This is a genomic window from Listeria ivanovii subsp. londoniensis (genome assembly GCF_000763495.1).
GTDB classification, from domain to species: Bacteria; Bacillota; Bacilli; order Lactobacillales; family Listeriaceae; genus Listeria; species Listeria londoniensis.
Genome location: NZ_CP009576.1, coordinates 2347898 through 2364672 on the forward strand (window position 1 = coordinate 2347898; position 16775 = coordinate 2364672).

Sequence of the window (16775 nt, forward strand, 5' to 3'; positions counted from 1 at the left end):
CACAAGGATTGCACAAACTTTTTGCTCACAACTATGAAGCAAAGTTTGTGCCTGCAAAATATCTAGTCTTATCCTACTTTTCTATTCTACGCTAAAATCACAAATAATGCTAGCGATTTCACAAACTGACGAATAAGTGAAAAACCGCTTGTTCCATTGCGATTACTTGGGTTTTAAGATAAACTAGTAAAGAGAACATTCGAGGAGAGAGAATATGATTTTATTACAAGTTCAGCAAATTTCTAAATTCTTCGGTGCAGAAGTTATTTTAGATAATATTAAATTAGAAGTAAAAACGGGTGACCGGATTGCATTAGTCGGTCGAAACGGTGCCGGAAAATCAACGCTACTCAAAATCATCGCCGGAAAAATGAGCTACGATGGCGGGATGATTTCCAAACCAAAAAGTGTGGAAATTGGCTATTTAGCTCAAAACACCGGACTAGAATCCACTAAAACTATTTGGGAAGAAATGTTAAGTGTTTTTGACTCGCTTCGAAAAATGGAAGCAGACTTACGTAAGATGGAAATGCGTCTCGGGGAACCGGAACTTTATAGCCACCCTGAGAACTATCAAGCACTGATGACAGATTACGATACCTTGCAACACACTTTTAAAGAAATCGGTGGCTACACTTACGAAGCAGAAATTCGCTCCGTTTTAAACGGGCTTCGTTTTTATCCAACAGATTATAATGTGGAAATTGCTTCTTTAAGTGGTGGCCAAAAAACTCGGCTTGCTTTGGCTAAACTACTGCTCGCAAAACAAGATATTCTCGTGCTGGATGAACCTACCAACCACTTAGATATCGAAACATTATCATGGCTAGAAACTTATTTGCAAAATTACCACGGCTCACTTTTAATTGTATCTCATGACCGTTATTTCCTTGATAAAGTAGTTAATCAAGTCTATGAAATCAGTCGTACGAAAATAGATCATTATAAAGGCAATTACAGTTCTTTTGTCAGCCAAAAGCAAGCAAAACTAGAACAAATGTGGAAAGAGTTTGATAAGCAGCAAAAACAAATTGCTAAATTAGAAGATTTCGTGGCCAGAAACCTTGTCCGTGCCTCCACAACAAAACGAGCACAAAGCAGACGAAAACAATTAGAAAAAATGGATGTTCTAGGTCGACCACAAGGAGATGAGAAAGCCGCTCATTTTGGTTTTCATTTTGAGAAACAGACCGGTAAAGATGTGTTGATGGTGGATGAGCTTAGTATTGGTTACGCCAAAGATAAGCGAATCGCCTCTAACCTTACATTTGAAATGAAACGTCAAGATAGCCTTGCGCTCGTTGGTCCAAATGGAATTGGTAAATCAACCCTCCTAAAAACACTTATTCGTGATATCCCACCGCTTAGTGGTGAATTTCACTTTGGTGCTGGCGTGAAAATTGGTTACTATGACCAAGAACAAGCAAAACTCACATCTAACAAAACCGTTTTAATGGAACTTTGGGATGATTATCCTGAATTAAATGAAGTGAATATCCGCACAACACTAGGTAATTTTTTATTTTCCGATGATGATGTCTTAAAAAACGTTCAATCGCTTAGTGGTGGAGAAAAAGCTAGGCTTGCGCTCGCAAAACTCACTTTACTTCAAGCCAATGTGCTTATCCTTGATGAACCGACCAACCATTTAGACATTGAAAGTAAGGAAGTTTTGGAAGCTGCTTTAATTGATTTTGAAGGAACGATTTTATTTGTTTCGCATGATCGTTATTTCATTAACCGTATCGCTTCTAAAGTAGTCGAACTTGCTCCAGAAAAAGCAACTGTTTTCCTTGGTGATTATGACTATTATCAAGAAAAATTAGCTGAAATCAAAGAACTAGCGCGCCTTGATACCGAAGACCGAAGAAGAAATGGCGAAGAAGTAGTTGCCAGTTCTTCGTCGAGAAAACGAAACTATCAAGAAGAAAAGGAACAACAAAAATTACTCCGTCAAAGAAAACGCAAGCTGGAAGAAATCGAGCAACTTATGGAAGAAACAGATGCAACCATCGCCTCGCTTGAACTTGAACTAACCAAACCGGAAATCTTTCAAGATCATGAGAAAACACTTGAAATCACCGGGAAATTAGATTCTGCAAAAGGAGTCGTGGAAAACCTAATGGAAGAGTGGGAAGAAATAAGCGAAGAATTAGAATCAATCTAATCTGCATAAAAAGGAGCAAACAATGAAAAAGATTTTAATTATTTCTGGTTCTATTTTAGTAGGATTACTTTTAATTATCACCATTTGCGCAAGTTTTTATTTATATAGCTACGCACTAGCCCGTGATAATACCAGTATGAATGATACACCAACAACTGACCAAACAACGGATACCGCTAAACTCGCAAAGAAAAATCGCGAAGAAAACCAAGCTTGGATGCAAAAGCAAAAACTCGTTCGCTGGACTGAAGAATCCAGTGATAATTTGAAGCTAGTAGCTAATTACTTAGAAGCTGATAAGCCATCAAATACAACCATTATTCTCGCTCATGGCTATCGTGGTAAAAGTGGTAAGGTCGAAATGGCTGGTCTTGCAAAGATGTATCATGAAAAGTTTGGCTATAATGTTTTAATGCCTGATGCAAGAGCACATGGGGAAAGTGAAGGCAAAAATATTGGCTTTGGCTGGCCGGAACGAAAAGATTATGTCCAGTGGATTAATCAGGTCATTGATAAAAATGGGGAAGATGAAGAAATTACTTTACATGGAGTTTCCATGGGTAGCTCGACCGTTTTAATGACTAGTGGAGAAAATTTACCTAAACAAGTCAAAAGTATTATCGCGGATTGTGGCTATACCTCTATGGACGCGGAACTTTCTTATCAGTTAAAAGCAATGTTCCATTTACCAAACTTTCCAATTATCCCAACTGCTAGCTTAATTAACAAATTTAAAGAAGGCTTTTACTTTAGTGAGGCAAGCGCAATCCGAGCTGTCTCCAAAACTGACCTACCCATTTTCTACATCCATGGTGATAAAGATGCGTTTGTTCCAACCTATATGGTAGATGAACTTTACGGAGCCACTAATAGTTATAAAGAAAAATGGATTGTCAAAGGCGCTGAACATGGTCAAGCCTTCACAGTGGACCCAGAAACCTACGAAGAAAAAGTACGACAATTTTTAAATAAGACAATGTAAAAAAGTAGCGTCCGCAAATCGGGCGCTACTTTTTATTAATCATTTATTCGTTTGCCTTGCTCTTAAAACAAGATACAAATTCGTTAAACTGAAATATCTTGCAGGTTTAATGCAAAGAATTAACAGAAAACCGACAGCCAATTGCAGTGGATAAATATAAATCATATCCGCTAACCAATAATTAATTCCCATAAATATTCCTGCTATGAGCGCTGGTAAAGTCAATATACCAACTATTAAGCCAAGGCCAACAAGAAGCTCTCCCCAAGGAATTAAAATATTAAACAAAGCTATGTTTGGCGCAACCACGTTTTCCATAAAGGCTTTGTACCATTCTGGTGAATCTGTGTTTCCAATGACACTTGGCACAAGACCAGAAATATCAAAATGAGCCTGTATTTTGAACCAACCTTCTTGAAACCAACTAATACCTAAACTAACTCGAATAATAGAAAATAATAGATTATATCCTTGTTTAATTACTTGCATCGAAACTCACTCCTTAGCTGTTTAACATTGCTTGTCCGAATGTTTCGTGCGCTTTTTTACAATAGATTACAACCGTATCGTAATCAGCGGTATTGATATTATCTAATGAAAAAGTTTGTTCCTTAGCATTTAAGTCAATTTTAGCTAGTTCTTTTCCTGACTTCACATCGCCATCTTTAGTCAAGTATACATGAAGATCCGGCCCTTCATCTGTAACAAAATCTGTGAACATCAGTTTATTATCTTTTATCATTGCATTCCCACTAACCTTATGACTTCCTGCGCCTGAAAACATTCCCGTAACCATACTATTCGTCATAGCACTTTCATCTGTTGCATCCATCAATGTTGCTTCTCCAAATTCTTCATGTGCTTTCTCACAGTATATCAACACATGGTCATATTTTGAAAGGTCCTTATCGGAAACATCAAAGCTTTGGGTTTTAGCCTTTAAATCTACTTTGCTTACTTCTACTCCATCTGCTACATTATTTCCTTTTACTAGGTAGACATGTAGATCAGGACCTTCATCTGTGACAAAGTCTGATAGCATTAATTTATTATCTTTAATTGTGACATTCCCACTTACCTTATGACTTCCTGCTCCAGTGAGTGTTCCCATTAAATCTACTTTTTGATTTGCTTCCATGAGCATCTCTTTTTTATCAGACATCGTGACTTTATTTTCTTTGGTTTTGCTGTCACTACTAGATGAACTAGCCTCTCCACAAGCCCCTAAAGCTAATGCTGCTCCTAGTACAATGGAAAATAATGCTACTTTTGCTTTCATAATTAATTACCCCTCTTCATTTATTTTTTCTACTTCTTTATCATAGCAAGTAAAAGTGAGGTAAGTTTTATGGATTTCTTAGTTATTTCTTAAATTTTCTCGATTTGTTTTTAACTTGTTTATTCGTTTCCATTCCAAAACGGTATAGTTAAAATAAAGGTACTTCCAACTTGAAGTTCACTTTCGACCTGTAATGTACCTCCGTGAAGCTCAGTCAAATTTTTTGCGATGTGAAGTCCTAACCCTGAACCTCCATGTGCTAAGTTTCTCGACTTTTCCACACGATAGAGCCGTTCAAAAATTCGCGGTATATCTTCGCTAGAAATCCCTTGTCCATAGTCTTTTACAAAAAACATCGTGGCTTCATCTGTACTAGTAATTCTAAGTTCAATTGTCGTTCCAGCATCTGAAAACTTCAACGCATTCTCAATTAAATTACATAAAATTCGTGTTACAAACGGCTGATCAGCATATAGCGGGTCGCAACCAGGATCGATCGTTACATGTATATCTCGATGCTCTCGTTTCAACTGAACATTAAAAGATTCCAACACATTAATGATTAATTGATCTAGCCAAATTCGGCTTCGATTTAAAACAGGCTGTTTTTTATCAATTGCTGCTACATCCATTAATTCATCTACTAAATCAGTTAAGCGTACCGTTTCACGTTGAATGGTTCGCAAGTATTGCTGTTTTTCTGTTTCGGTTACAATCATTCCATCCAAAAGCGCTTCTGAGAATGAACGTATCGAGGCAACTGGAGTTTTAATATCATGTGATAAATTCGCAATTAATTCCGTACGTTTTTCTTCGCCATCCTTAATTTGCCGAAACATCTGATCTAATTTTATAGCCATTTCGTTAAAGTCTTCCGCTAACATTCGAGTCTCTTCTGGACCTTGCACCTTTACTTTTCCAGAGAACTCCCCTTTGGCAATTTTACGGCTTTCTTTACTTAGTGTATCAATCGATTGAAAAGCTGGACGCATCAATAAATAATTTATAAAAAAAGCTAGCATACTTGCTCCAAGTGTAATTAAAATGGTAAACACCACTAATTCTGTTCTAAAAATCATCTTATACGCACTAATACCAAGAACAATGGTAACTATCAGTACACCGATGCCATATGAAAATAAATTAAGTGTGCGTAATTTCATGATTCCACCGCCATTTCAAATTTATAGCCTAACCCCCATACCGTTTTTATAAATATTACCTTTTCATCATTTGCTTGTAACTTTTCTCGCAAATGATGGATGTGCACATTGATTGTATTAGCATCTCCATCATATTCATAGCCCCAAACACGTTCTAATAGCTCTGACTTTGAAAAGACCCGTTTGTTTTCGCTAGCTAAAAGCCAAAGCAAATCAAACTCTTTGATCGTTAGTTCCAATTCTTCCTGATTTACAAGCACAAGTCGTTTGCTTTTATCTAAAAATAACGATCCATGTTTCAATGTTTCTGGCTCAGAACTTCGCTTTGATCTTCTCAAAATGTTCTTCACTCGCAGTACTAACTCTCTGGGACTAAATGGTTTTGACATATAATCATCAGCCCCTAAGGTTAGACCATACAACCGCTCTTTTTCCTGTGTTAGCGCACTTAAATATAAAAATGGTGTGTCTTTTTCTAATTCTTGGATTTCCATTACTAATGTGTGCCCATCCATTTTTGGCATCATAATATCAACTACTAACAAGTCTACATATTCCGACTTATAAAGCTGTAACGCTACTTCACCATTGTTTGCAGTTAAGACACGAAATCCTTCTTTTTCCAAATAGCGCCTACATACATCTACGATTGTTTCTTCATCATCTACTAATAAAATTGTATCCATATGCCCTTCACCTCATATTCTTCGTTCAAAATTTTGTTAGAAAACAACTAACTATGACTATTATTCTGCCACTACCCTGAAAAAGATACTACTACGCTATTATCATACTAGAAAAAAATTGTTCATTACTTGCATAAAGATTATGTAATTCTTAAGTTTGTAAATATAAACGAGATTTTTTACCATATTATGAATAAAAAATAGGCCATTTCCTCCAAAAAGCATTGGAAAAAATGACCTATTACTTTAAATATCTTCTAGTAACAAACCTGGATTGGCATTCATTTCAAAATTACTACGTTTTCCTTGCAAAAAACTTACTGTTCCCGCTGCTGCAATCATCGCTGCATTATCCCCACATAAGGAAAGAGGTGGAATGATTAACTCGGTATCTGGGAGCTCCATTTCAACTTCTTGAATAAGCCGTGCGCGTAAGCCTTGATTGGCTGCTACACCACCAGCAAGAAGTAGTTGGTTTACTCCATATTTTTTAGCTGCTCGTATTGTTTTCGTCACTAACACATCAATCACACTCGCTTGAAAACTTGCTGCCAAATCATTCGGGTTTGGCTCATCTCCGCGTTGTCTTAAATTATGCAATGTATTTATAAAAGAAGATTTCAGACCGCTGAAACTAAAATCAAACGAACCATCATCCATCATCGCTCTTGGAAAATGGAATGTATCTTCACCGTCTTTTGCAAGTTTATCAATTTGTACGCCACCTGGATAGGCTAAACCAAGGGTCCGTGCTACTTTGTCGTATGCTTCTCCAGCTGCATCGTCTCTTGTTTCACCAATAATCTCAAATTCATTTTCATCGCGCATTAAAACAAGCTCCGTATGGCCTCCACTAACAACTAAAGACAATAGTGGGAATTTCATTTCTGTTTCAAAACGATTTGCATAAATATGCCCAGCAATATGATGCACGCCAATTAAAGGTAAATTATGCATAAAGGCAAGTGTTTTAGCTGCATTTACGCCAATTAAAAGTGCTCCAACAAGACCTGGTCCTTCTGTTACAGCAATACCATCTAAGTCATCCATTGTTACATTGGCTTTTTTTAGAGCTTCTTCAATCACCAGTGTAATTTGCTCTACATGATGCCTTGATGCAATTTCAGGAACTACTCCACCAAAACGTTTATGACTTTCTATTTGGGAAGCCACTACACTTGATATAATTTCATTACCATTTTTCACGACAGAAGCAGCGGTTTCATCACAGCTTGATTCTATCCCTAAAATTAATGTATTTTTTTTCATAAGTCCACCCACATCACTAGCGCATCCTCTTTTGTATCCGGATAATAGTTTTTCCGAATGGCGCCGTTTTGAAATCCTAATTTTTTATAGAGTCCTTGTGCTACATCATTAGAAACACGAACTTCTAATGTTATCCGAATTACTCCGCAATCTTTCGCAATCCGAATCATTTCACGAAGAAGTGCTTCGCCGTAATGGTTTCCTTGATAATCAGGATGAATCGCAATATTCGTAACATGCCCTTCGTCTAGTACTAGCCAAATTCCAGCATAGCCCACTACTTCATCGTTGTAAGTCGCAAGGATATAATATGCATATTGATTAATAATAAACTCATTTCGAAAAGCAGCTTCCGTCCATGGTACTGTAAATGCAGCATTTTCAACATTCATAATGCTTTTCAAGTCTGCAATCGTTGCTTCTCGAAATGATAATGGCTCCTTCAAACTCACTCGGAACGCCTCGATTCTAGCCACTTGCTCTCCGCTTCAGCTAATTTCAAATAATCTGGCACAAAATTATCTGCTGGTTCTCCGGGTAATTTGTTTGCTAATTTTACTAGTGAACTCGCGCGTGAATAAGTATAATCACTACTAGCAAAAATAGCTCGTTCTCCAAGAATATCTGTTATGGTTAGGCAGATTTGTTCATTTAGCGTTCCAGTAAATAATATTGCTTCTGTTTTTTCGTCTTGTTTTAATTTTTCAAGTAAATCTGTTAGCGCAATATGGCTATCGGCTATGACATGGTTCATTTCACCTTGAGTTGCTTGATAAACTCCTGCATAAACATTACCCCGGCGTGCATCCATTAAAGCAACTACTTTCCCAGGAAAATACAACCCATTTTCAGCTAAAAGTCTCAAAGAAGAAATCCCTACGATTGGAATTTTCGCATCCCATGCCATTGTTTTTGCTACTGTCACACCAATTCTTAAGCCAGTATAAGAACCGGGTCCTTTGGCAACAGCGATTTTCTCTAGATCAGCTGGTTTTACTCCACATTCATCCATTAACGCCGCAATTGCAGGTAACAAACGAACACTATGATTTTTCTTCAAATTTGTTGTATATTCGCCAATGACAGCCCCCTCAGCAAAAAGTGCTATTGTCATCGTATCAGAAGACGTATCCATTCCAAGTATCATTTTTCAAAAACCTCCATCGCAAGTCGCTCATACCTTTTGCCAACAGGCTTTGCAACCATTCTGCGTGTATTCTCATCTATATGAAAAAGCCGGATTTCCAAGTACTCACTCGGTAAATCTTCCTGTACGAATTGAGCCCATTCAACCACGCTTACCCCAGAGCCATAAAAATATTCCTCCAGCCCAAGATCATCAGAAGAAGCATCTTCCAGTCGGTATACATCCATATGATAAAGCGGCAAGCGTCCTTTTTTATATTCCCGGATAATCGTAAAGGTCGGGCTTTTAATCATTTGTGGAATAAGTAAACCTTCGCCAATCCCCTTAGTAAAAGTCGTTTTTCCTGCGCCAAGATCCCCTTCAAGTAAAAGCACATCACCGGCTTGAAGTTTCTCACCTAGCGTTTTTGCAAGAAGTTTTGTGTCTGATTCGTTTGTCATCACTAATTCGAATTCCATTACCTCACCCGTCCATCATTTTCTCTACATATCATACCATAAAGCGTCCTTAAAATAAAAAACAAAAAACGCAACGACATAAGCCGCTGCGTCTTTTCCAAGAATTACAGTCCTGAACCAGATAAATCCATTCCGCTGTACATTTGCGTGTAAAAATCTGTCACAATGGCAGATAGTTCGTCACTCGAAATGATTTCGTCTTTTGTTGGAAAATCACTAATTGGTACAAATTTTTCTGCTTTCACTTTCACTTTGAAGGCAATGGACTCTGGCGCTTCTGCATTTGATTTATCTGTCATTTTTACATTGAGTGTCATTGCATCTAATGCATCGTCTTTTCCAGGTTTAACAGACACTTTGAAATTAATTGTCCTATCTTTATTCGCTTTTAAATCTTTTGCAACATCTTCTAAGCTTGATTTCGTATCAGCATAGGTTGTTTCAAAATCAGTTAGGCTTTCTGTACCTTGGCTTTCGATGATTACTTTGAAGTCGGCTTTTACTTTTTCGTCATCCATCATTTTAGCTGCCTCAGCTACTAGATTAGCAATATCTGTTTTTGTTAGTGTTACTGAAATCGTGCCATCATCTGCTTCTTTAAAACGATCTTTTTCTAAACCTGTTAAATAGGTATTCAAAAGTTTCGAGCCTTTTTTGCTTAAATCTTTTGAGGCTGCTTCAACTTTCTTAGTATCTACAGCTGTCTCAGGAACCGTTTCACCAGTTAAAGTGCTAGTTAATTCTTCAGTGCTTAAATATTTATTTTTTAAATCAGGATATTCCGTGTTAAGTTTCGACCACATTCCGTTTGTTGCTTGATCTAAATAACTAAGTAATGATTCATCTGGTTCCACAATAGATTTCAGTGGAATAAATGCACTAGCTGTTTTTGTATTTACTAAAAAGTCTAAGTCGATGGAAATAGGTAGTAAATTGTTCGTAGATGTCACATTTAATTTTGATTCCGATTTATTCGCTTTTGTATCAGTTGAAGTCGTCATCGAAAATTTAATATCTTTCAAAATACCTACAGAAGCAGCACTTGAATCTGTGCTTGGCATACTGATATCTGTTACTCCAAAAGTAGTTGTGTAAGTTGATTGCTCTGGCACATTAGATGCATTTTCTACTGTTTGAATAAATTTACCTTGTGGTGTTTTTGCTGCTTTTTCTTCGGCGCTTTCCCCACAAGCGCTAAATACTAATAATACGGCTAACAACAACGAAAATAAAATCCCTTTTTTCATATAACTCCTCCAGTTTTTATGTAATGCATTAAACGTAACACATACGCTGTGAATAAAACAAGCGCTTTCTTAATAATTCACTAGACTGACACAAATTAAACTAAAAAACATTTCCCATAAGCGAGAAATGTTTTTATTTCGGATTTACTTTTATGGAAGTGGCGCTTTCAGATATTTTTCCTGGGGCTGGTGAAGTTACATTGGAATCTGCTGGAAAAACTGCTTTAACACTATCTCCATCTTTAATATCAGAAAGTTTCATTGCTTTACCTGTTGATTCATTCGTTACGGAAGTATTACCTGTTACCGAGATAATTACTTCGCTGGAATAGTCATTTTTTTCTCCACTCCAAGTTAGCACTCCATTTACCGTTAGCTCACTATTATTTTCTAATAAACTAGCATCTGTCACGGTTCCCTCAAGCACTAATGCAGGAACTTCTTCTTGATTACAGCCTGCCAAAAATAAAACGATTAATAACATCGGTACAATTACTTTTTTAAAACCTGTCATCGCTCTTTCTCGTCCTCTCTGAAGCTTATCGTTCTTCCTAGCATAGCATTTTGAAGAAACGCAGGCAATTGTTTTCCTATTTTCTTAAACAATTCTTATAGTCCAACCATCATACCAACAAAAGCTGCAACTAGACCAAAAATATAGCTAAGTCCTAAATAAGAAAAAAGGACGCGATAATTAGCTTTCCATTTTAATTCCATACTTTCTACTTTAAAAGTGGAAAAAGTGGTGTATCCTCCCATGAAACCTGTCCCTAAAAGAAGTTGCCAAGCTGGATCAATTGCCGACGAAATAAGAAACCCAAGTAGAAATGAACCGGTAATATTAATAAAAAAAGTCGCATAGGGAAAATTAGTCTTCCATTTACTTTTAACAAAAACAGATATGCCGTAACGAAGCATTGCACCGAGAGCCGCACCAAAACCGACCAGTAAGAAATTAACTAACATCACTAGCCCCCCCTTTTAACAAGCGCGTACTAAGCATTGCTCCAAGCTTCACCATCAAAAGACCGCCAATAAAACTAGTTAGTATATAACTAATTGCAAGCACCATTTCCCCGTTTTTGAGTAACTGAATCGCATCCACACTAAAAGCTGAAAAAGTCGTAAATGCACCAATAAATCCAGTTCCAATCCCATTCAAAATCACTAGCGAAATGCGCGACTTCTCAGCTAAAAATCGCATAACAAAAGCTAATAAAAAACAACCAATCAAATTAACAACCAAAGTGGCATACGGAAAGTCGCCTCCACCAAGCCATAAATTAATTGCATAACGACACATTCCACCAAGCGCTCCAAATAAGCCTACATATAAAAAATACATCCTCTAAAAACCCCGCTTTATGAAAAACCGCCCTGAAATAAGTAATTTCGGGCAGTCACCGTAGTTCTATTTCTTCTATACTATAACGCATAACATTCCTATTATTCAACTTACCGGAAGTCGAAGGATTGTTCGCATTTTCACTTGGTCAGTTTTCCGAGGATCGCTCAAATATATCTCATGATGCTTCCGAACCGCGCCTGTATCATTATGAAGCCCTTCTTCCGCCATAAATTGATGTAATTTAGCGATTGTTTCCACTTCTTCACTAAACGGGCCGATATGCATCATTTGGACACATTCCCCTTCTAAAAATCGTTCTAATTTCACTCGGCTTATATTAATAGCGGGCTTTTTCTTCTTAGCAGACTGTTTCGCCCATTCAAGCACTTCTACTGTCACAAAATCCGGTTGCCTAAGACAGGTACTTTTTTCTTCAGTGAAGTATACACTAACTTTTCTACTTTCTCTAGTGTTAGGATCTCTCCGTTCACAATAGAATCTAAAAAATTTCTACCAAATGCTCCAAAAATATCACGTATGTCCCAGCCTCCTGCTAAAACAGTTGAATGTTCTATAATATCATCAATTAAAGTATACATTTTTGTCTCCTCTCGAGATCATCATACGAACAAACATCCTTGAAATCAAGTGATAATAAAATATAGTCGACTTTCTTAAAAATAAAAAGCATGCCATTAAGCACACTTTTTAAATATGTTTCATTTAGTTTTATACAACAAACGTTCTCTATTAAAAGAAAAACTACTCTAGCGTTTTTTATTAGGCTGCTCCATAGCCTCTGATGCAATAAAATATTCGCCATTCTCTTTAAACAAAATAGTCTTTGGGAATTCATTCCCATTTTTTGCTTTATAAAGTTCCGTTCCTTCACTTAAATAATTCGAAGTGAAATTTTCATCTGGTATTCGATAATGACGAATTCTATGCTCTACCTCACCAATTTTCTCTAAAGCATCCTCTTTCTTTGCAGGTTCATACGTCACTATATATAAAACATCCTCAACTTGCATCATTTCCACAAGGTTGTCTCTAAATAGTAACCACTTTACCCCGAATACTAATGCACAAAGAATTATTACTGACAATATTAATATCAACCATTTTTTCTTCATTCTATTAACTCTCTTTTCATTTTATTTATTACGGCTTTTGATAAATGTTCCCGTCGCAGTACTTGTATATTTTGTTGTTGACCCAGTGTATATTCCAGCGCCATTATATTTTTTAACCGTATACTTTGTAACATCTACATTTCCATATATTGCAGGTCTTGTCCACTTTTTAGGGTCTGCCTTAATATATTGCCCAGCTGAACTTGATTTCGCAACAGACAAACTAAACTTACCATAACCCACGCTTGCGCTAACAGACACTTTCACATTACTGAAAAAATAACCAGAAACGTTATACTGATAATATTTCCATTCAGGGTGCCAAGCTATAAATTCTTTTGAGACCTTTCTTGTTGTCGAAACTTTCGTCCATTTTTCATACCCCAGGCTAGCACTTTTTAATAGCTTTCTTTCTTGATTAACAGGCTCACTTGGGCTGATTTGATCTCTAACAATAAATTCATCTGGTAATTCATTGCTATTATCTTGTATACCACTTTCGACTTCATTTTGCGTAATAACTGGAGTTGTATCAACATTCCTTACTGCTGTAGATACAGGTGTAATCGAAATTACTACCACAAGTCCAACTATTATTGGTACCATCAATTTCTTTTAAAAATTCTTTTTCGTAAATATATTTCTCTCCTTTTATGTAAAATCTAGTTTTCAAAATAAGTATATCATGAAATGAATAGACGTCAATAAAGTAGACAAAAAAATTAATTTATTTTGAATTCAAAATAAATTTGTTCTTTTTGAATAGGTGTAAACATATTATTAGCGGAATGTGGTCGTCTTGGATTGTAAAAGCCTTCAATGTATTCAAAGGAAGAGAGCGCAACTGCTTATATGTTTTTAAAGACTTTACTATCTAATTCTTTTTTCCTCCATCGATGTAAGTTAACTAGACTTTTTTTAAGTCTTCATCATACTTTTTGTAATTGGACATAAACTTCCTTTCGTTTTTGTGTCTATTTATAAACAGTATATCATTAAAAATTCTGTCTACTTTATTAGTATACATCCACAGGTCTACACCTGCAAAAGCTATAGCGCTATAAGCTTGCTCCCCTTCCTCCTCACATACTAGTATATAATAAGTATTAACTCATCGGGTATAATGCTATAAAAATTACGAAAGCGCTATGGTTTTTAGCCAGCAAGTGTGCATTTAAACAATATAAATATAAAACGAGTTGATTAGTTGTTATCACATAAACATCACTCATTGTGGGTTTGTACCACCCATTTCGTGCTGCAAGTACTCGAATTGACGCGCTAGGTTTTTGTATTTTTGTATATTAGTATTGGTGCACTATTGACATATACTAGGCGCGCTAGGTATAATACTATTGCGCGTCTCTATATATAGTGGGCGTGTGAAACGTTGGTAACACGCGGTCGTGGCGGAATCGGCAGACGCGCTAGGTTGAGGGCCTAGTGGGGTAAAACCCGTGGAGGTTCAAGTCCTCTCGGCCGCATCATTCAAAAAGGAATCCAGGCTAACCTTGGATTCCTTTTGTTAATTTCTTAATGATTTCTTCTATACAACAACAAAACACTCCTAGTAGTTAGTAACGCGTTTGTATAAAATAGTTTTCTTTCTCCGCTATCTCCAGTTTGAGATAATGTGTCTTTGGTATTTACTTCTTTAATAACCATCTCATCTAGCTTATCTCCTCTATTTTAGTATCGCTAAAGGTAACATGGACTTGGTCTTGTGGGTTAAAAGGTATCATGACGCGTATTTCTTTATCTGACTTTCCATAGTCCTCTGGCGCGATGATTTCTTTTACAATATAACTTCCTGGTGGTAGATTGCTTGGTTATTTTGTGATAAAAAACATATCGCCTTCGCTTTTTCAGCTATTTAAATAAAATATGTTTTTTCTTCATATAAATGACAATTGATGCTGCTACAATCATTTCAGAAATTGGGATTGCTAGCCAAACACCTGTGATACCAATTATGGAAGGTAAAATTAACAAGAAGATAACCATGAAAATAATTTCCCGTGAAATGGTAATCCAGGTCGCCATTTTTACTTTGTCTGATGTTTGGAAGTAAGTCATCATCACAAAGTTAAAGCCCATAAATAAGTAGGCTGTATAGAAAAGTTTGATTCCGGAGCTTGCTAGATCTTTAATCTCAGGGGTGAAATTACCGAACATCGAAACGAGTAAATTCGATGCGAATAGGCCAACTAGTAAGAAACCAACTCCGGTACAGAACGCCACGAGAATCGCAATTTTTAACGTTTCTAATTCTTTTTCTCTTGCTTTTGCTCCTCTGTAGTAACTAATTAATGGTTGAATTGCTGAACCCATTCCGAGGAACAGCATCAAAATCACACTGTGCGTATAGTTTAATACTGAGAATGCAGCAACACCAGCAGTTCCAGCAATTGCAGCTAGTGAAATATTATAGCCAAATGTAAATACGGATACACCAACTTCCGCTAGAAAACTCGGAAGACCGATTGAAAATGTCTTTTTAAAAAAAGCTTTATTCCAATTTAAGCGAACAAATTTTAAGCGACTTGATTTTTTAAAGAAATGGGTAGTGAGGATTAGCACCCCAATAATAATCGCGATCATTGTTGCAAGAGCAGAGCCAGTTACCCCCCATTCAAAAATAAATAGGAAAAAATAATTTAAAATAACATTACAAATGGCTGTAACAACAAGCGCAATCATGGATAAATTCGGATCGCCATCATTTCTTACAAAGATACTTAAAATATTTTCTAAAGTAAGTGCAAATCCAAAAATAAGTAAAACATTCATATATTCGAGTACGTAACCAATCGTATCATCATTCGCACCTAAAAAATAAGCGAGTGGAACTTTAAAAATGAATGCAATAATTGCGATAACAATTGTAATCGAAACAACAGCTAGAATCGCATTTGTAAAAATAGTCTGCGCTTTAGCAACGTTCTTTTCACCAATTGAAAAAGAAAACTGTGTAGCTGCTCCAATTCCAATCCAAATCGAAATAGCGGTAAAAATGGTAAAGACTGGGACTGCAATATTTATCCCAGCAAGCGCAGTACCGCCGAGTTTATGTCCAACGAAAATTCCGTCAATAACAATATTTAATGACATTAATAACATCCCGACTAAGGAAGGTATTAAATATCTAAAATAAATTTTCTTTACTGAATCTGTTTCTAAAATTTCGATATTTTTTGCCATATAGCACCTCTAATTTAAGCTTTTAGCGTAATTCCTCTCCAGAAAATTTGCCATAAAGCTGTGATTTTCTTTTGGGTTCTTTGTGGTTCATTTACATAAACAATCTCGACAATAACTGCATCAAGAATACCCATATATGCTTCTTTCATCGTTTCAACATCTTGTTCTGGAATTAGTTTTTGTTCCATCCAGCTACTGAATAATTCTGTAAAGTCTTGCTCCATTTGACTCACATTATCGCTAATTTCCGCTTGGACAATATCGTACAAATGTTTAGGCGGATAAAAGCCATATCGTAACCAAAACTGAAATGCTGCATCGGTATCGTATAAGTTTTTCACCCCAAAAAGCAAACTAGCTAGTACTAAATCTGGTCTAGATAAGTCACTATCCTGAAGATGCGCCCGGTAGTAGTCGATTTCTGTTGACTTCGCATCCTTCATAATCGATAAAAATAAATCATCTTTATCTTTAAAATGAGAATAGATGGATTGCTTCTTTAAACCTACAACTCCCGCAATATCTGCGAGTGATGTTCCTTCAAATCCATTGCTTGCAAAAAGTTCTAAAGCAGCTTGTTTAATTTCTTCTTTTCTCATTTCCACACTCCTTTCGCATAAAACTGACGACCGTTCGTAAGTTATCTTCTCACGAAAAAAAATGTTTGTCAACAAAATTCGTTTATTTCAATCAAA

Annotated in this window: 20 protein-coding genes, 1 tRNA gene and 1 pseudogene; 3 read left to right on the forward strand and 19 right to left on the reverse strand. The window is 36.4% G+C overall.

Annotated elements, in window-relative coordinates; translation table 11 throughout:
- Positions 1 to 214 precede the first annotated feature (214 nt).
- A complete protein-coding gene (locus JL53_RS11485) occupies positions 215 to 2167 on the forward strand; it encodes an ABC-F family ATP-binding cassette domain-containing protein (protein ID WP_038407686.1) in 1953 nt (650 codons plus the stop codon).
- A 22-nt stretch (positions 2168 to 2189) separates the two neighbouring features.
- Positions 2190 to 3149: an alpha/beta hydrolase gene (locus JL53_RS11490; protein ID WP_003720440.1), complete on the forward strand. Its 960-nt coding sequence runs from the start codon at positions 2190 to 2192 to the stop codon at positions 3147 to 3149.
- A gap of 39 nt (positions 3150 to 3188) precedes the next feature.
- On the opposite strand, the gene JL53_RS11495 is transcribed toward JL53_RS11490, so the two are convergent.
- The 16 genes and pseudogenes from JL53_RS11495 to JL53_RS11570 all read right to left on the reverse strand — a co-directional run bounded on the left by JL53_RS11495 (position 3189) and on the right by JL53_RS11570 (position 13485).
- Positions 3189 to 3638 carry a DoxX family protein gene (locus JL53_RS11495; RefSeq protein ID WP_003720441.1) on the reverse strand — a complete coding sequence of 150 codons (450 nt, stop codon included), beginning with the start codon at positions 3636 to 3638 and terminating at the stop codon, positions 3189 to 3191.
- Positions 3639 to 3651: 13 nt separating this feature from the next.
- Positions 3652 to 4428 carry a DM13 domain-containing protein gene (locus JL53_RS11500; protein ID WP_003720442.1) on the reverse strand — a complete coding sequence of 259 codons (777 nt, stop codon included), beginning with the start codon at positions 4426 to 4428 and terminating at the stop codon, positions 3652 to 3654.
- 119 nt (positions 4429 to 4547) lie between these two features.
- Entirely contained in the window at positions 4548 to 5591 is a 1044-nt protein-coding gene (locus JL53_RS11505; protein ID WP_003720443.1) for a sensor histidine kinase, read from the reverse strand.
- Entirely contained in the window at positions 5588 to 6277 is a 690-nt protein-coding gene (locus tag JL53_RS11510) for a response regulator transcription factor (protein WP_038407687.1), read from the reverse strand. The genes JL53_RS11505 and JL53_RS11510 overlap by 4 nt, the downstream gene beginning before the upstream one ends.
- A 246-nt stretch (positions 6278 to 6523) precedes the next feature.
- On the reverse strand, positions 6524 to 7546 hold the full coding sequence (gene tsaD, locus JL53_RS11515) for a tRNA (adenosine(37)-N6)-threonylcarbamoyltransferase complex transferase subunit TsaD (RefSeq protein ID WP_038407688.1): 1023 nt from the start codon (positions 7544 to 7546) through the stop codon (positions 6524 to 6526).
- On the reverse strand, positions 7543 to 7998 hold the full coding sequence (gene rimI / locus JL53_RS11520; RefSeq protein WP_038407689.1) for a ribosomal protein S18-alanine N-acetyltransferase: 456 nt from the start codon (positions 7996 to 7998) through the stop codon (positions 7543 to 7545). The genes tsaD and rimI overlap by 4 nt, the downstream gene beginning before the upstream one ends.
- Complete coding sequence (gene tsaB, locus JL53_RS11525; protein WP_038407690.1) at positions 7995 to 8693, reverse strand: tRNA (adenosine(37)-N6)-threonylcarbamoyltransferase complex dimerization subunit type 1 TsaB; 699 nt, start codon at positions 8691 to 8693, stop codon at positions 7995 to 7997. The genes rimI and tsaB overlap by 4 nt, the downstream gene beginning before the upstream one ends.
- Entirely contained in the window at positions 8690 to 9151 is a 462-nt protein-coding gene (gene tsaE / locus JL53_RS11530; protein WP_003720448.1) for a tRNA (adenosine(37)-N6)-threonylcarbamoyltransferase complex ATPase subunit type 1 TsaE, read from the reverse strand. The genes tsaB and tsaE overlap by 4 nt, the downstream gene beginning before the upstream one ends.
- 104 nt (positions 9152 to 9255) lie before the next feature.
- Positions 9256 to 10398 (reverse strand): Lmo2079 family surface lipoprotein, encoded by a 1143-nt coding sequence (locus JL53_RS11535; RefSeq protein ID WP_038407691.1) that lies wholly within the window; start codon positions 10396 to 10398, stop codon positions 9256 to 9258.
- 133 nt (positions 10399 to 10531) lie between these two features.
- Positions 10532 to 10912, reverse strand: a complete 381-nt coding sequence (locus JL53_RS11540; protein WP_038407692.1) for a hypothetical protein — start codon at positions 10910 to 10912, stop codon at positions 10532 to 10534.
- 95 nt (positions 10913 to 11007) lie between these two features.
- Entirely contained in the window at positions 11008 to 11364 is a 357-nt protein-coding gene (crcB, locus tag JL53_RS11545; protein WP_038407693.1) for a fluoride efflux transporter CrcB, read from the reverse strand.
- Entirely contained in the window at positions 11354 to 11743 is a 390-nt protein-coding gene (gene crcB / locus JL53_RS11550; protein WP_038407694.1) for a fluoride efflux transporter CrcB, read from the reverse strand. The genes crcB (JL53_RS11545) and crcB (JL53_RS11550) overlap by 11 nt, the downstream gene beginning before the upstream one ends.
- Positions 11744 to 11848: 105 nt before the next feature.
- Positions 11849 to 12172 (reverse strand): annotated as a pseudogene (locus tag JL53_RS11555) (GyrI-like domain-containing protein); the annotation flags it as partial.
- Positions 12142 to 12345, reverse strand: coding sequence for a hypothetical protein (locus JL53_RS11560; RefSeq protein ID WP_003720454.1), 204 nt, complete (start codon positions 12343 to 12345; stop codon positions 12142 to 12144). The pseudogene JL53_RS11555 and the gene JL53_RS11560, both read right to left, overlap by 31 nt.
- 168 nt (positions 12346 to 12513) lie before the next feature.
- Positions 12514 to 12879, reverse strand: a complete 366-nt coding sequence (locus JL53_RS11565) for a hypothetical protein (RefSeq protein WP_038407695.1) — start codon at positions 12877 to 12879, stop codon at positions 12514 to 12516.
- Positions 12880 to 12900: 21 nt separating this feature from the next.
- Positions 12901 to 13485 (reverse strand): hypothetical protein, encoded by a 585-nt coding sequence (locus tag JL53_RS11570; protein ID WP_038407696.1) that lies wholly within the window; start codon positions 13483 to 13485, stop codon positions 12901 to 12903.
- A gap of 794 nt (positions 13486 to 14279) precedes the next feature.
- On the opposite strand from JL53_RS11570, the gene JL53_RS11575 reads away from it, so the two are divergent.
- Positions 14280 to 14363, forward strand: a tRNA-Leu gene (locus JL53_RS11575).
- 186 nt (positions 14364 to 14549) lie between these two features.
- Here the strand turns inward: JL53_RS11575 and JL53_RS16040 are convergent.
- The 3 genes from JL53_RS16040 to fepR all read right to left on the reverse strand — a co-directional run bounded on the left by JL53_RS16040 (position 14550) and on the right by fepR (position 16679).
- The gene (locus tag JL53_RS16040; RefSeq protein ID WP_158423287.1) at positions 14550 to 14681 is read right to left on the reverse strand and encodes a hypothetical protein; all 132 of its coding nucleotides are present in this window, start codon (positions 14679 to 14681) and stop codon (positions 14550 to 14552) included.
- A gap of 67 nt (positions 14682 to 14748) precedes the next feature.
- Positions 14749 to 16080: a multidrug efflux MATE transporter FepA gene (gene fepA / locus JL53_RS11580; RefSeq protein WP_038407697.1), complete on the reverse strand. Its 1332-nt coding sequence runs from the start codon at positions 16078 to 16080 to the stop codon at positions 14749 to 14751.
- Positions 16081 to 16094: 14 nt separating this feature from the next.
- A complete protein-coding gene (gene fepR / locus JL53_RS11585) occupies positions 16095 to 16679 on the reverse strand; it encodes an efflux pump transcriptional regulator FepR (RefSeq protein WP_003748921.1) in 585 nt (194 codons plus the stop codon).
- Positions 16680 to 16775: the final 96 nt, after the last annotated feature.